The following is a 15,152-nucleotide window of genomic DNA, read 5'->3' on the forward strand; positions in this document are numbered from 1 at the left end:
AGAAGCCGGCACCTCACAGTGCCGGCTTCTGTCAATTCCTCAGTATCCCTTGAATGTCGGCTTGCGCTTCTCGGAGAATGCGGTCGCCGCTTCCTTGTAGTCGTGCGTCATCATGGTCATGGCTTCATAAGCGATCGACAGTTCAAGAATCTGTCCAAGCTGCGCCTTGAGCTGCTTGTTGATCGCCGCTTTCGACCAGCGCACCGCCCACAGCGGATTGGCGGCGATTTCCAGCGCAATTTTGTGGGTCTCCGCCATCAGGTCCTCGCGCGGGAGGGCGTAGTTGACCAGGCCCATCTCCGCCGCTTGCGCGCCCTTGAGCAACTTGCCGCGCATCAGAAATTCCTTCGCGCGCTGAGGGCCGACAAGCAGGGGCCATACCACTGCACCGCCGTCGCCCGCGACAAGCCCGACCTTGACGTGCGTATCGCCCAGCTTGGCATCGTCCGCGACGAAGCTCATGTCGGCAAACAGCGCCACGGTCATGCCAAGGCCTATGGCATCCCCGTTTACGGCCGCAAGGATCGGCTGCGGCACCAGCAGCATGTGCTCGAACAGGCGCAGCGTGTTCTGGGGAACGCGCAAGGCATATTCCAGGCCGAACTCGGTGCCGGCCCGGGCCGCCATCCGCTTCACGTCGCCCCCGGCCGAGAAGGCGCGGCCAGCGCCGGTGAGGATGATGACCTTGATGGATTCGTCCCGCGCCAGATCGAGCCAGATGTCCTCCATCTCGCGATGTTCTTCGGGACCGATCGAGTTCAGCGTTTCCGCGCTGTTCATGGTGACGACGCCGATCCCGTCGGTCACTTCGACCTTCATGAACGTGTAGCGGTCATACGTGACCGGGTTTAACCACGGGCGTTGGGTCGTCATGCTGCTTCTCCTGCTATTGCGTGCCCACTAAGGATGCGGGCCTCTTGCCATTGTGCGAATGTCGATCCGGTGGCGGCGAGATGGGTCAGAAGCTGCGCCGGTTCCAGCGATGCATCCCCGGTTTGCCATGCGAACGCTTCAAGCCTCTCGACGATGTAAGGCAGCCCCATCAGATCCGCGTGGAATAGCGGGCCACCGCGCCAACGCGGGAAGCCGTACCCATAGATCCAGACCACGTCGATGTCGGAAGGGCGGCGCGCGAGGCCCTCTTCCAGTATGCGTGCGCCTTCGTTGATGAGCGGGAAGATCATGCGCTCGATCATTTCCGCTCGATCGATCTGCCGACGGGCGATGCCCAGCTGCGAGGACACATCCTCAATGATCTCGGCCACCACAGGGTCATCCACCGGCTGGCGTGACCCGTTGGCGTAGCGATAGTAACCCGCGCCGGTTTTCTGGCCAAGACGACCACTTTCGGCAACGCGATCGGCAATCGGGAAATGCGTCCCCCGCCGCTTGCGGATGGCGTATCCGACGTCAAGGCCAGACATGTCGTTGGTTTGCAGGGGCCCCATGGGGAAGCCGAAGTCCCTGATCGCCGCGTCGACATCACCCGGCAGCGCACCTTCCTGCAGCAGCCTTTCCGCTTGTGCGGAGCGCTTTGCCACCATGCGATTCCCGATGAAGCCATCGCAGTTCCCGGCGATCACGGGGACCTTGCCGATGGCACGGGCCATCGCCATGGCCGTCGCTATCGTGCCCTCGCTGGTTGCCTGGTTGGGGACGATCTCGCACAGCTTCATGACATTTGCGGGCGAGAAGAAGTGCATGCCGACAAATCGCGACGGATCCTGCAGGAATCCTGCCATCTGATCGACATCGAGAGCCGATGTGTTCGTGGCCAGGATGGTGTCGGCAGCGCAGATGCGCTCCAGGTCCCGGAAAACCTCGCGCTTGAGGTCCATGTCTTCGAAAACGGCTTCGATAACCAGTTGGGCATCGTGCGCCGCTTCGCGCGCTCCGTGAGGCGATATGCGGGCGAGCCGCAGTTGTGCTTCCTCCTCGCGCAGTGAGCCGCGACTGACCGAATTGGCGTAGTTTGCGCGAATCCGGACCATTCCCGCTTCCGTCGCTTGCGCGCTGACGTCGATCAGGTTCACTGGGTATCCGGCCGCGGCGAAGGCCATGGCGATGCCGCCACCCATCGTGCCTGCGCCGAGTATCGCGACCCTGGAAGGAAGATCGGCTGGAGCGGCGTGGTCCGACTTTCCCGCAAGCCGCTCGCTGAAGAAGACGTGTCGCAGCGCTCGCGACTGGTCGCCTTGCGACAGGGCGGCGAATGCCTCGCGATCGGCGGCGATCGCGCTGTCGATGTCCATTGTCAGCGCGCGGCGCACGGATGCAGCGCATTGCGCTGGAGCATCTTGCCCGTGGTATCGCGCAAGCAGGGTTTGCGCGTGGCTGTCGAATGCAGCCAGATCGCTGCGATCGCCTGCCAAGTGTGTATCAATCGCTCGGGTGGGACGCGGCCCTCTGCCGTCAGCAATGATTTCCCGCGCAAAGGCTATGGCCGAAGACAGCAGATCTTCCCCCACCACCCGGTCGACGATGCCTTGCGCCAATGCGGCAGATGCCGAAAGGCGGTCCCCCTTCAGCGTGAGAGCGAGCGCCGGCCTTGCCCCCGCCAGCCTTGCCAGGCGAGCTGCACCGCCGGCTCCCGGGATCAAGCCCAGCTTGACCTCGGGCAGTCCCATCGAAGCGGTGTCGATCGCCACGCGGTAGTGGCAGGCCAATGCGATTTCAAAGCCGCCGCCGAGCGCTGTGCCATGGAGAGCTGCGACGACCGGTTTCGCACAGGCTTCCACGGTGTTGCACAAATCTGCCAGAGCGGGAGGTTGGCGAGGCTTGCCGAATTCGGTCACATCTGCGCCCGCAATGAACGTCCGACCAGCGCAGGAGATCACGATCGCGGTGACTTCGGCGGACGAATCCGCGGCCTCCACGGCATCCAACAAACCGGCTCTCACAGTGTTGCTGAGTGCATTCACTGGCGGATGGTTGATGACGATAATGGCGATATCGGCGTCGTAACGCACGGAAACGGGTGGAATCATGAGAGAGTTCCTTGACTGCGCAATTCGATAACCGCGTCGAGGGCAATTGCCCCGCAACCGACTGGCAGGATGCGTAAGGGGTTGATTTCGAGTGTTTCCACACGGGGATTGGCAACGGCGAGCGCGGCGACCGCGACAATTGCCCGCGCTGCAGAGTCCACGTCGGATGGAGCATCTCCGCGATACCCGTCCAGCAGAGGGTAGCTTTTCAACTCACGAAGCATGACGTGCGCTTCATCAAGCGTGACCGGGGCAGGGCGGATCGCAACGTCCTCGAAAAGTTCGGTGGTGACGCCGCCAAGCCCGATCATCACGATCGGACCAAAAGCGGCATCTCGGCGTGTGCCCAGGATCAGTTCCACGCCGGGTGGGACCATTTCGGACAGCAACAGCCCATCGATGCCTGCCTCCGGCAACGCACGGCCGACGGCTTCCAGCATGGTGCCGGCTGCTTCCAGGACGTCCTGCGGCGAGGTCAGTCCCAGGCGCACGCCGCCCACATCGCTTTTGTGCAAGATGTCGGGCGACACGATCTTGAGCGCCAGAGGAAGCTTCATCGTGCCCGCCAGACTGGCGGCCTCGGTTGGGTCGCGGGCGATCTTCTCTTCAGGGATGGCGATGCCGACGCTGCGCAGCACGTCCTTGGCCTCTGCCTCGTTGAACGATCGGTTGTCTGCAAGGCGGGGGACACGTGTCGTGGCATCGACGGTGCCCGTCTTGCCAAAACAGGACTCGAAGCGAGCCAGCGCGGCCATCGCCTTCACGGCGCGTGCAGGCTCCTCGAAAACCAGGAAGCCGCCCTCGGCATAGCGCTTGGCATCCTGTTCGCCGCAGATGATACCCAGGCCGACCGCGATGTCCGGATAGTCGGCGCGAAAGGCGACCAGGGATTCGCGGATCTTGTCCGACAGCCCTGGGACATCTGCGTAGACCCCAAAGAATGCAAACAGCATGTCGAAGGCATTGCTACCTGCCATGATCCGAAGGCTTTGCCCCAGCAGGTCAGGATCGGTCGACAACTGTGCGGTGATGTCCACCGGATTGCGTGGGCTTCCCGGGGGGCAAAGCGCCTTCAGCAGAGCCTGTGAAGCCATGTCGATCGCAGGCGTGGTCAGCCCGGCATCTGCCGCAGCGTCGGCGATCTGTGCGCCCATGCCGCCCGAGATGGTCGCCACGCCAAGCCGGCCCCCCTTGGGAAAGTTTCCGGTCGAGTGTAGCGCCGCCTGTGCAACATCGAGCAGTTCTTCGGTCGAACCCGCGCGATGGACGCCATAGGCGCGGAAGATGGCGTCGTAGACGCGATCTTCGCCCGCCAGAGAGGCGGTGTGCGATGCCGCCGCGAGGGCGCCCGCCTGGGTCCTCCCGACCTTCAGTGTTATGACAGGCTTGCGGGCGCGGCGGGCCGCTTCGAGCGCCGCAAGAACCGAAGCGCCGTTGCGGATGCCTTCGATGTAGGCGACGATCACCTTCGTCGCCGGATCCGCCACCAGTGCATGCATCGCTTCGCCGAATTCGACATCGGCCTCGTTGCCCGTGGTGAAGAACGTGCCGATCGTCAGTCCGCGCTGCTGCGCCAGCTTCAGGATATGGGCCGCGGAACCGCCGCTCTGACTGACCAGCCCGATAGTGGGGCCGTCGACCGTTTCCTGAAACTGCGTAGTGAACGACAGCCAGGCGCCATTACGGGCATTGTAGACGCCCAGGCAGTTCGGGCCGATGATACGGAGGCCGCTCTCTTGCGAGATGCGGTCCAGGGCCCTCTGTCGTGCTTCGCCATCGGGGCCTGCCTCATTGAAACCCGCACTGAAGATCACGGCACCGCGCGCGCCCTTGGCGGCCGCCTCCTGCACCGCGGGAATGACGTGATTCTCCGGGACGGCGATGACGACGGTATCTATCGCATGAGGAACTTCTGCGATCGAGGGCCACGCGGGCAGGCCTTGCACCGTCTCGTGCTTGGGATTGATCGGGAAGATCGGTCCCGCGTAGCGCCCTCGCAGGAGGTTCGCGACGGTGCGACCGCCGATCCTGGTGGCATCTTCGGAGGCGCCGACCACGGCAATTGATCTGGGATCGAGAAAGCAGGCAAGCGATCCCGCTCGCGATGGGTTTTGCGGGATCCGGATATCGTCTTGCACTCGTGTTTCCTTCCGGGGTGTTCCGGGACTGTGGGCAGCGCCTTCACTGTGCCTAGCCAAAACGCGACGTGGAAAAAACTGTCGACATACGACTGTGGAACTTATCGAAATGACGATGCTGGGCCAGATCGCTCTTTCTCATGCGAGTCGCGTTTGCGGGCCATGCCCGGGAAAGCCGCCGGTTTCAGCCAAAAGGTAGCTTGCGGATTGATGTGCCTTCGACAGACCCGCGGCGGAGGTGCAAAAAAGTGTCGACACTTATGCAATCGTGGTGCATGCTTTCGGTAACGGGGCAAAAAAGCCCTGGCAAAGGAGAGAAGCATGTCCAGACAGATCGGCGCGAAATCCATCAAGTCGGCGCAGCGCGTCTTCGAGGTTCTCGAATACTTCGATGCCGATCATCGCGAGGCGGGTGTCATGGATATCGCCCGGCGCTTCAATTACCCGCAGTCCAGCGCGTCCGAGTTGCTGAGCTACATGGTTTCGCTCGGCTATCTGCGTCGCGGACGCGGCAGCCGGTCCTATGAACTGTCGATGCGCGTGGCCATGCTCGGTGCCTGGGTGCAGCCGCGGCTCGTGCGTGACGGCCGGCTCCTGCCACTGATGGACAGCCTTGCCGAGCAAACGCGCGGCTCCGTGGTGCTTGCCAGCAACAACGGCGTCGAATTGCGTTGCTTTCATGCGGTGTGTCGTAACGATGTCGGCGGAGGGGATTCCATCGGCGCTGTGCAGCAGGGCGACATGTTGCCGTTGCTTCATTCTGCCGAAGGTCTGGTTCTCCTGTCCCGCTGTGAGCGGCAATTGGTGCGGCGGTACGTGCATCGCCTGAACGCCGAGGCCGTCGATGCGGAAGCCCGTGTCAGCTTCGATGAACTGGCGGCGCGCCTGGATGAAGTCAGCGATAGCGGCTTTGCCTGGGTCGAGCATGCAGGTGGATTGTCGATCGCGGTGAACCTGCCGCAAAGCGAGCCGACGGAGCCGCTTGCTCTTGGTTTGCGAGTCGGGCCGGGGGCTTGCCGCGAGACAATGCTGCGAATGATGCAGAGCGCGATGTCCCGCCATCTCGGCTTGTTCGAAGTGATGCCGCCAGCCCATTCCGCACGTCCTTCGTGGCCGGCTGCCATGGGAGCGCAACGATGACCGTCCCGCTTGACCTGGCGCTTGCCGATATTCGTGAAGGTCGTCCGGTGGTGCTTGTCGGTTCAAGCGACCGACCAATGGCGGGCGCCCTTTTCGTCGCGGCGCAGCATGCGTCGCCTGCATCCATCAACTTGATGGCGCGTCACGCACGCGGCCTGATCTGCTTGGCGTTGACGGTGGAGCGTGCGTGGAAACTTGGCCTGCAGCGGATGGAGGCCCGCAACAGACGCAGCCAAGAGAGTGCATCGACCGTTTCGATTGAGGCTCGTGAAGGTGTCACAACCGGAATATCGGCATTCGACCGTGCGCGCACGATCGCGACGGCGCTGGACCCCGAAGCCTCTGCGGGCGACCTCGTGACGCCGGGGCATGTATTTCCTCTCGTCGCGGAGAGCGGTGGCGTGCTTCAGCATGCAGGCTATACCGAAGCAGCTGTGGACCTTGCGTTTCTGGCAGGAATGACGCCGGCGGGCGTGATCTGCGAGATATTGGATGAGCAGGGCAATCTCGCCGGTCCAGCCTATCTGGAAGCGTTCGCCGTGGAGCACGACATGCACATCGTGCAGATCGCCGATGTCATTGCCGCTTGCGATCGCGAGGTAGGCGGCGTCGCCTCTGGAATGGTGCGCCGGATATCAGGCTTCCGTGAAATGGCCAGGCTCAATGCGGCGCACGTACGGGCCGATCAATGCGCGAACCTGCGCTGACAGCGGGTTGGCGGGATAGCCTTCGGTGTGGTCTGCAAGCTTAGTCCAGCCAACTTGCACGAGATAGACTCCGGGGCGTTCCACTGACCGTAGCAGGCGTGCTTCGCAACATCCTGGCACGTCCAGCAGCAGGGGTCTTGCTTCGGCAAAAGCGCCTTCGAACTCCCTTGCCAGCGCGGGGTCCGTTTCGAACTGATTGATTTCCCAGATCATGGGGGAATGAAGCGCCCGATATCCGGGCATGGCAACTGCTTTGGCGGCTAGAGTGGCGACATTTCGCCAGTTCGATATTCCGGATTTGCAGCGTAATCACTACAGAAAGCCGAATTAAGGCTATAAGTGTCGACATATTGAGAGGAGGCAGCGTGACAAAGGCTACTGCATCGCGCGCAGAAATCCGGGACTTCTACGATGACTGTGCGGCAGTTCTCGATGCTGAAGATCTGGCGGCGTTCCCGGCATTCTTTACGCAGGACTGCCTCTATCGCGTCATTAGCCGAGAAAACCACGACGACGGGTTGGACCATGCCCCGATCCACTGCCGTGGAAAGGCGATGATCATAGACCGCGTGACGTCCACGCGAGAAGTGGCGCTCTACCAGCCGCGTTCGCTGCGGCACTTCATCAGCGGTGTGCGGATCCTGTCCGACGACGGAGACGAAATCCGGTCGAGCGCAAACTTCCTGATCATCGAATCGCTGGTGGAGCAGGAGCCGCAAATCCTGATGGTCGGTCGTTATCTCGACCGGATCGTTCGTGAGGAGGGGGAACTGCGGTTCCGTGAACGCTCCTGTGTCTACGACAACTATCACATCCGCACCACGCTTGTGATCCCTGCATAAAGGCCGATCCCATGACGACTGCAGCTATCGAGACGCCGCCGGCCAAGTGCTGGCCTGAAGATGGCATCACCCGTGTTCCGGCGTGGATCTACAGCGATCCCGACATCTACGCGCGGGAGATGCAGACTTTCCATTACGGAAAGACCTGGAACTTCGTCGGCCTGGACTGCGAAGTGCCTGAACCGGGCTCATTCAAACGTAGTTGGGTGGGCGAGCGCCCGGTGATCATGGTGCGCGATCATGACGGCACGATCAATGTCGTCGAGAACCGCTGTGCGCATCGAGGTTCGCTGATCTGCTGGGAAACGCGCGGCAAGGCGCGCGATCTCAGTTGCCCGTACCATCACTGGTCGTATGACCTGAAAGGCAACCTGATGGGCCTGCCGTTCCTGCGCGGCGCGCAGGGAAAGGGCGGGATGCCACGTGGCTTCGACAAAAGCCAGCATGGCCTGACCCGCTTGCGCGTCGCGGTGCGCGGGGGCACGGTATGGGCGACTTACAGCGAAGACACCCTATCGTTCGAGGAATACACCGGCCCGGAGATCCTCGAACGGCTGGACCGTCTGGTATCGCGGCGCCCCTTGCGCCTGGTCGGCTACAGCCGCCAGATGGTGAAAAGCAACTGGAAGCTCTACTGGGAGAACAGTCGCGATCCCTACCACGCGACCTTGATGCACCCGTTTCTATCAACGTTCGGCATCCTCCGCACCGATGGCGACTATCACAGCGTGCCGCTCGAAGGCGGCAAGCACGAATATACCTATTCCCAGTTCGATCCTGAACTGCGCAATCGCACCTCGGAAGCAAGCCAGCAGATCAAGAGCATCAGCAACGACCTCAAGATCCAGGACACCGAAGTTGTCACTTCGGTGATCGACGAATTCAACGACGGCATGATGGGAGCCTTTCAGTTGTTCCCTACCGTGCTCGTGCAACAGTATTTCAACTGCCTTGTCGTGCGGCATATGATCCCCAAGGGGCCGGGCGCGCATGAACTGGCGTGGACCTACTTCGGCTACGCGGACGATGACGAGAAGATGCGCGAATTGCGCCTCAAGCAGAGCAATCTGGTTGGACCCGCAGGCTTCGTTTCGCTCGAGGACAGCGAGGTTCTCTCGCTCATGCAGCCGGTAGTCGAGAGCCGCCCGGATTCTCAGCAGGTGCTGGAAATGGGCGGGCACGGCACCGGGGCGCAATCCACGATGATGACGGAGACGCTGATCCGCGCCTTCTATGAATTCTACCGCCGCGAAATGAAACTCTGAAGCAAGAGACGCCATGACTGACTGGACCCGAGTTGCCGACGAAGGCGACGTAACGGAAGGCGAACCCTTCCCGACCGAAATCGACGGTGTCGAGATCGCTCTGTACCGAATGGAAGGAGACATTCTGGCGATGGGTGACATCTGCACCCACGAACATGTCCGGCTTTCGACCGGCTGGTTCGAGGACGGGCGCATCGAATGCCCGCTTCACCAGTCCTGCTTCGAAGTGCGTACCGGGAAGTGCGTTCCGGGCGGCCCTGCCTGGCAGGACGTGCCGGTCTATGCCGTCAAGATCAAGGACGGCGAAATCTATGTGAAGGCGAGTTCATGAGCGGTGCATTCCTTTATCCTGGCCTCCGCACTCCGGTAGGGCGCTATGCCGGTACACTGTCTCAGGTGCGGCCCGACGATCTCCTCGCCGGCGTCCTGCGGGCGCTGGTGGATGCCCATTCCTTTGACGTGGCGGACGTCGAGGACGTGATCATGGGGTGTACGAGCCAGGCAGGCGAAGATGCCCGCAATGTCGCGCGTCATGCCGCGCTGGTTGCAGGCATCCCGGTGACCGTTGCCGCACAGACCGTCAACCGCCTGTGCGGAAGCGGGCTCGCGGCGGTGGCCGATGCGGCCCGCGCCATCGAGGTGGGACAGGGGGGGCTTTTCATCGCAGGAGGGGTGGAAAGCATGTCGCGCGCGCCTTTCGTCATAGCGAAGGCCGAAACGGCGTTCGCGCGCAAGGCCACCGTGTACGAGGCGCTGGGCGAGCGTTTTCCCAATCCGATCATCCATCGCCAGTTCGGGCGGGAAAGCATGCCGCAGACCGGCGAGAACGTCGCGACGGAACAGGGCATCACCCGTGAGCAGGCGGACCGCTTTGCATTGGCCTCACAATCCAAATATGCGCGTGCCGCGGTCGATGGTTTCTTCGCCGGCGAGATCGCGCCGGTGACGATTACCGGCCGCAAGGGCGCGATCAGCGTGGTCGACCAGGACGAACATCCGCGTGGATCGAGCACGTTGGAGGGTCTCTCCAAGCTGCCCGCCCTGTTCGATGGAGGGGTGGTGACTGCAGGCAATGCGTCGGGTGTGAACGACGGCGCGGCCGCGATGTTCGTGGGCAGCCTCGCCGCAGGCGAAAAGGCGGGAATTGCACCGCTGGCCCGCATTGTTTCCGCGGCAGTGGCAGGCGTCGAGCCGCGAGTGATGGGCTATGGTCCGGTGCCCGCGTCCCTGAAGGCGCTTGAGCGGGCGAACCTTTCGCTGGCCGATATCGACCTCATCGAACTGAACGAGGCTTTCGCCAGCCAGGCGCTGGGATGCCTGAAGCTATTGGGCGTCGATTTCGAAGACAGCCGCGTCAACCCCAATGGCGGCGCGATCGCCATCGGTCATCCATTGGGCATGTCCGGCGCACGGCTGGCGATCACCGCTGCGCGCCAGTTGCAGCGCGGTCAGGGCCGGTTCGCGCTCGTCACCATGTGCATCGGTCTGGGGCAGGGCATCGCCATGGTACTGGAACGCCAACCTTCCTGAACAGGGTTTTACTCATGAATTTTGAACTGACTGAAGAACAGGCGATGTTTCGGGACTCCGTCGCGGGGTTCGGTGCGCGCTATCTGAAGGACGGTGCGCTCGAACGCGCGCATTGCGATGACTACCCTTGGGATGTTGCGGAACGCATGGCCGAGGCGGGACTGATCGGGATCACCACGCCGGCCGAGGATGGCGGCGTCGGGGGAACCCTGATGGATGCGGTGATCGCAATCGAGGAAGTAGCGGGCGCCTGTCCGCGGTCTGCCGATGTGGTCCAGGCCGGGAACTTCGGCGCGATCCGCGTGCTGGCGCAGTATGGCTCGCCGGACCAGAAAGAGCGGGTTCTGCAGCCATTGCTGAAGGGCAAGGCGCTGATCGCAGTCGCCATGACCGAGCCCGGTGCCGGTTCGGCCGTCACCGAACTGGTCACCAGCGCTACGCCCGATGGCGAAGGCTACCGCATCAGCGGGGAAAAGGTGTTCACCACCCATGGCCTGCATGCGACCGTGTTCCTCGTCTATGTTCGCTTCGGGCCGGGTCTTGATGGGATCGGGTCCGTGCTGATCGAACGCGGCGCGGAAGGGTTCAGCTTTGGCAAGCCTTCGCGTTTCCTGTCGGGAGAAGACTGGAACACGCTCTACTTCGACAATGTCTACGTACCCAAGGAGAACGTCGTCCTGGGCCCGGGCGGGTTCAAGAAGCAGATTGCCGGCTTCAACGTGGAACGCCTGGGTAACAGTTCGCGCTCATTGGCCCTTGGCCGCTATGCCATGGATCGCGCCCGCGAGCACGCGGTCGATCGCCGGCAGTTCGGCCAGCGGCTGGCGAACTTCCAGGGACTGCAGTGGAAATTCGCCGAAATGCAGGTGAAGGCCGATGCCGCGCAACTGCTTCTTTACCGCGCGGCAATCGGTGCCGATACCGGTTTCCCCTCACCGCAGGATACCGCGATCGCAAAGCTTTCATGCAACCGGGCCGGTTTCGAGATGGCGCATGAATCCATGCAGATCATGGGCGGCATGGGTTATAGCGAGGAAAGCCTGATCGAATATTGCTTCCGTCGCACGCGAGGCTGGATGATCGCGGGTGGCACCACCGAAATCCTGCTCAATCGGATCGCCGAAGGCGTCTTCGGTCAGAGGCTGCCCATTCGGGATGCTGTCTGACGGTCAGGGCCGCCCGCGCCAAGGCCGGGCGGCTCTTCCGTTCAGGGAAAGGCGATATCCGAACTGAGTGCGATCATGCGGCGATACCCTTCCAGCCTTGCGGCGAACGCATCCTCGGCCCGGGTCAGGACGTCGTCTCCGACCAGCACGCGCGCAGGTGGGCAGGCATGGTCGGCGAGAGCTATCACAAACTGCGAAATGCGGGCTGGATCGCCTGTCTGATTGCCGTCGGAGCGTGCAAAGGCCGCTCTCCGATCGGCATCGAAGCTGACGTAGCGATCCAGCTGCCCTTCGCCGGTGCGCAAGCTCCCCCCTGCAAACGCGGTTCGCATGCCGCCCGGCTCAATGGCGATCACGCGGACTCCCAGAGGCGCAACCTCACGGTCCAGAGCTTCCGAAGCTGCCGATAGGGCCGCTTTGGATGCGCAATACAGACCGAGGCCGGGATAGCTTTCCAGCGCCGCCAGTGACGAGATGTTGAGGATGCGTCCTCCGGTTTCCAGCAGATGCGGCAGGGCGGCGCGGGCCAGTGCAAGCGGACCGAACAGGTTGGCATCGAACTGCGCGCGTGTTTCGCTTTCGCTGGCGACCTCGACTGCGCAGGACAGCGCATAGCCGGCATTGTTCACCAGCCGGTCCAGCCCGCCCATGGCGGCGATGCCCTCTGCGACGATGGCAGCGGCTTGTCCGACATCCTGGCAGGCAGCATGGATGCCAAAGGATCGACCGGGCGCGATCGCGCTGAACGCGCGGGCGGCATCGGGCGAACGGGTAGTGCCGGCAACCTGATCGCCGATCGCCAGGGCTGCCTTCGCCAGCGCCGCGCCCAGTCCGCTGGACGTGCCGGTGATGAGCCAGCGGCGCCCGGTCACGCGGACCATCCGTCGAACACGTCACCTGCTTCGCGCTGGATCATGGTTGCGGCTTCCATCTGGCCATAAACCAGGGCGTTTCCGATGGTGTCGAGAGTATCGGCGCGGCTGACACCCCAGGCCTTGCAGAGCAGCACGTTCTCGCGGATGCCTTCGGCAACCCGGCTCATGACGTGGTAGTACAGCATTGAGGTGGGCCAGAACTGCTTAGGCAAGACGTAGAGCATGTTCTCCATGCGCGCGCGGTGCGTCTTCAGCAGCATCGGGCGATGTTCCGCAAGGAACCGCACGTAAGGCGGGATTTCGCCGATGGTTCGCAGATACCAGTCGTAGAGGTTCGACTTCTCGCCATCGTCCAGGGTCACGGTGGAGAAGTCCAGCCCAGAACGGAATGCTTCCAAGTCCGGGGCCCAGCCTTCGGGGAATCGTGCGGGAGCTTCGGCAACTTCCGGAAACTGGATGTCGCGCGCAGCTTCCTGAATCGCCTCCATACCCCGTGGACCGGCGTGGATGAAGGCAATCGCCAGCATTTCGAGCGCCTGCGCCTGGTTGACCCCGCGCTTGAGCCAGCTGTGCAGGACGTAGCGTACTCCGGTGACATGGCCGCGCAGAGCATAGAATGTCAGGGTACCATTTCCCGTCAGGGCCGGTTCGACGCGCAACGTGAGGCTCGAATAGAGCCGGTAGCGTTTGAGCACCTCAGGATTGCGATCGAGCCACCAGTCGAGGCCGTCCAGCGAATGACCGAACTGGGCCGCGTAGTGGCTGCGGAAAGCGTCCTTCTCCTGCGCCGTAATCGTCTGTGGTGTCGACAGATCGAGGCCGCGGTGGGTCCAGTTGCCACTGGAAGGGTCGAATCCGTGGTTGATGGCACGCAAGGTCGCCACTGTCTCCGAAGGCATATAATCTCCTCTCGTTCCGGTCATGCCCGTGAATGCGGGGCCACGCGTCTTCGTCGCATGGTCCTGACGGGTGGGCCATAGGCGCAATCTGCCTGCGCCCTATTCATCGCATGATCGAACCGCTGAGGGCGGATGGTGGGATCACTTCGCCCACTCGATCAATCGCCGGCAGAAGTGGCGCGTGTTGACGAAGCGGATGCGCCCCGTCATTGAAACATGAAATGTCGACACCTTGCCAAGGCAACGGTCGGAGAGGAGCAATTGCATGATGAAGCTGTCCGTTTTCATGTCGCCCACTGGCGGGCACGTTGGCGGCTGGCGTCTACCGGAGGCGATTTGTGATGCGGGCTATGAGGTGGACCGCTGGGTCGAACTCGCCAGGATCGCAGAGCGCGGCAAGATCGACATGCTGTTCCTGGCCGATGGCAATGGCGTCAACGGCATAGACAATCCCGAACTGCTCAGCCGCAACCCGACCACGCGCCCGGTGGTGATTGAGCCGGTATGCCTTCATTCGGCTCTGGCGATGGTCACCACTCGCATAGGGCTCGTTGCGACAGCGACCACCACATACGACCAGCCATTCACCGTCGCCCGGCGTTATGCTGCCCTCGATTGGTTGAGCAAGGGCCGTGCAGGATGGAACGTCGTAACCTCGTCCAATCCGGACGATGCGAAGAACTTCGGCCATCTCGAACACGCTGGCGCTACCAGGCGCTACGAGATGGCCAGTGAATTCGTCGATGTGGTCAAGGATCTGTGGGACAGCTGGGATGATGACGCCTTCCTCTTTGACAAGGAGGCCGGTAAGTTTCTCGATGCGGACAAGGTGAGGCTTCTGAACCACAAAGGCTCGCATTTCTCTGTGCGCGGCCCGTTGAACAGCGCCCGACCGCCGCAGGGGCACCCCGTCGTGGTCGTTGCCAGCGGATCGCCGGACGGCATGGAACTTGCGGCCCGCACGGCCGATGTCATCTTTACGGTTGCCGAGACGAAGGAAGCCGCGCAGGCCTTCTATGCCGACGTGAAGGGACGCATGGCCAAGTACGGCCGCAAGCCCGAGGACCTAGTTGTCATGCCCGGCGCCAGTGTCTTCGTCGGCGCGGACGAGGAGGCTGCCGAACGCAGCTATCGCGTCCTGCAGGAACTGATCCCCGACAGCGTTGGCATGCCGACGCTCGGTCGTCTTTGCGGCCTTGATCTTTCGGGCTTTTCTCCGGGTGATCCATTGCCACCGCTGCCTGAAACCAAGGGCATAACCAGCTTCCGCAATCTCATCGAGACAATGGCGCGGCGTGACAATCTGACGATGCGCGAACTGTACCGCCGGATATTGCCGGCGCGCGGTCACGTCCTGATGAAGGGAAGCGTCGAACAGGTTGCCGACATCATGCAGGAATGGGTTGCCGATAAGGCGTGCGACGGGTTCAACCTGATTGCAGCCTCGCTGCCCGATGGGCTCACCGCGCTGGTCGATCTGCTCATCCCGGAACTGCAGCGGCGCGGTCTGTTCCGTACCGAATACGAAGGCAGCACCCTGCGCGACAGTCTGGGGCTGGCACGGCCTGCCAATCGCCATTTCTTAGAGGGAGCACGCTGATCC

The 15,152-nt window shown here is 62.5% G+C and carries 15 protein-coding genes; 8 read left to right on the plus strand and 7 right to left on the minus strand.

What is annotated here, in order from left to right:
• Positions 1–39: 39 nt before the first annotated feature.
• From L284_RS37115 to L284_RS37125, 3 genes are read right to left on the minus strand one after another with little or no spacing between them, the layout of a single operon-like run.
• Complete coding sequence (locus L284_RS37115) at positions 40–873, minus strand: enoyl-CoA hydratase/isomerase family protein (RefSeq protein ID WP_021234419.1); 834 nt, start codon at positions 871–873, stop codon at positions 40–42.
• Positions 870–3,044: a 3-hydroxyacyl-CoA dehydrogenase NAD-binding domain-containing protein gene (locus L284_RS37120; protein ID WP_235054387.1), complete on the minus strand. Its 2,175-nt coding sequence runs from the start codon at positions 3,042–3,044 to the stop codon at positions 870–872. The genes L284_RS37115 and L284_RS37120 overlap by 4 nt, the downstream gene beginning before the upstream one ends.
• Positions 2,984–5,125, minus strand: a complete 2,142-nt coding sequence (locus L284_RS37125; protein WP_152524677.1) for an acetate--CoA ligase family protein — start codon at positions 5,123–5,125, stop codon at positions 2,984–2,986. Before L284_RS37125 ends, L284_RS37120 begins: the two co-directional genes overlap by 61 nt.
• Before the next feature lie 321 nt (positions 5,126–5,446).
• On the opposite strand from L284_RS37125, the gene L284_RS0124325 reads away from it, so the two are divergent.
• Positions 5,447–6,265 (plus strand): IclR family transcriptional regulator, encoded by an 819-nt coding sequence (locus tag L284_RS0124325; RefSeq protein ID WP_021234422.1) that lies wholly within the window; start codon positions 5,447–5,449, stop codon positions 6,263–6,265.
• The gene (ribB, locus tag L284_RS37130; RefSeq protein ID WP_021234423.1) at positions 6,262–6,972 is read left to right on the plus strand and encodes a 3,4-dihydroxy-2-butanone-4-phosphate synthase; all 711 of its coding nucleotides are present in this window, start codon (positions 6,262–6,264) and stop codon (positions 6,970–6,972) included. The genes L284_RS0124325 and ribB overlap by 4 nt, the downstream gene beginning before the upstream one ends.
• On the opposite strand, the gene L284_RS49095 is transcribed toward ribB, so the two are convergent.
• Positions 6,901–7,215: an antibiotic biosynthesis monooxygenase family protein gene (locus L284_RS49095; protein ID WP_081674016.1), complete on the minus strand. Its 315-nt coding sequence runs from the start codon at positions 7,213–7,215 to the stop codon at positions 6,901–6,903. The two genes, ribB and L284_RS49095, sit on opposite strands and share 72 nt — an antisense overlap.
• Before the next feature lie 122 nt (positions 7,216–7,337).
• On the opposite strand from L284_RS49095, the gene L284_RS37135 reads away from it, so the two are divergent.
• From L284_RS37135 to L284_RS37155, 5 genes are read left to right on the plus strand one after another with little or no spacing between them, the layout of a single operon-like run.
• A complete protein-coding gene (locus L284_RS37135; protein ID WP_021234424.1) occupies positions 7,338–7,814 on the plus strand; it encodes an aromatic-ring-hydroxylating dioxygenase subunit beta in 477 nt (158 codons plus the stop codon).
• Positions 7,815–7,825: 11 nt separating this feature from the next.
• Positions 7,826–9,079 (plus strand): aromatic ring-hydroxylating oxygenase subunit alpha, encoded by a 1,254-nt coding sequence (locus L284_RS37140; RefSeq protein ID WP_021234425.1) that lies wholly within the window; start codon positions 7,826–7,828, stop codon positions 9,077–9,079.
• Between the two features lie 13 nt (positions 9,080–9,092).
• Positions 9,093–9,410, plus strand: coding sequence for a non-heme iron oxygenase ferredoxin subunit (locus L284_RS37145; protein ID WP_021234426.1), 318 nt, complete (start codon positions 9,093–9,095; stop codon positions 9,408–9,410).
• Positions 9,407–10,609 carry a 3-oxoadipyl-CoA thiolase gene (locus L284_RS37150; RefSeq protein ID WP_021234427.1) on the plus strand — a complete coding sequence of 401 codons (1,203 nt, stop codon included), beginning with the start codon at positions 9,407–9,409 and terminating at the stop codon, positions 10,607–10,609. Before L284_RS37145 ends, L284_RS37150 begins: the two co-directional genes overlap by 4 nt.
• A gap of 14 nt (positions 10,610–10,623) precedes the next feature.
• Entirely contained in the window at positions 10,624–11,775 is a 1,152-nt protein-coding gene (locus L284_RS37155) for an acyl-CoA dehydrogenase family protein (protein WP_021234428.1), read from the plus strand.
• Between the two features lie 41 nt (positions 11,776–11,816).
• Here L284_RS37155 and L284_RS37160 read toward each other — a convergent pair whose 3' ends face one another.
• The 3 genes from L284_RS37160 to L284_RS48410 form a co-directional block, all read right to left on the minus strand.
• Positions 11,817–12,647 (minus strand): SDR family NAD(P)-dependent oxidoreductase, encoded by an 831-nt coding sequence (locus L284_RS37160; protein ID WP_160172127.1) that lies wholly within the window; start codon positions 12,645–12,647, stop codon positions 11,817–11,819.
• Positions 12,644–13,549, minus strand: coding sequence for a hypothetical protein (locus tag L284_RS37165; RefSeq protein WP_021234430.1), 906 nt, complete (start codon positions 13,547–13,549; stop codon positions 12,644–12,646). Before L284_RS37165 ends, L284_RS37160 begins: the two co-directional genes overlap by 4 nt.
• A gap of 141 nt (positions 13,550–13,690) precedes the next feature.
• Positions 13,691–13,846 (minus strand): hypothetical protein, encoded by a 156-nt coding sequence (locus L284_RS48410; RefSeq protein ID WP_021234431.1) that lies wholly within the window; start codon positions 13,844–13,846, stop codon positions 13,691–13,693.
• On the opposite strand from L284_RS48410, the gene L284_RS37170 reads away from it, so the two are divergent.
• Positions 13,836–15,149 carry an LLM class flavin-dependent oxidoreductase gene (locus tag L284_RS37170; protein ID WP_235054389.1) on the plus strand — a complete coding sequence of 438 codons (1,314 nt, stop codon included), beginning with the start codon at positions 13,836–13,838 and terminating at the stop codon, positions 15,147–15,149. The genes L284_RS48410 and L284_RS37170 overlap by 11 nt on opposite strands.
• Positions 15,150–15,152: the final 3 nt, after the last annotated feature.

This window comes from Novosphingobium lindaniclasticum LE124, from assembly GCF_000445125.1.
GTDB lineage: Bacteria > Pseudomonadota > Alphaproteobacteria > Sphingomonadales > Sphingomonadaceae > Novosphingobium > Novosphingobium lindaniclasticum.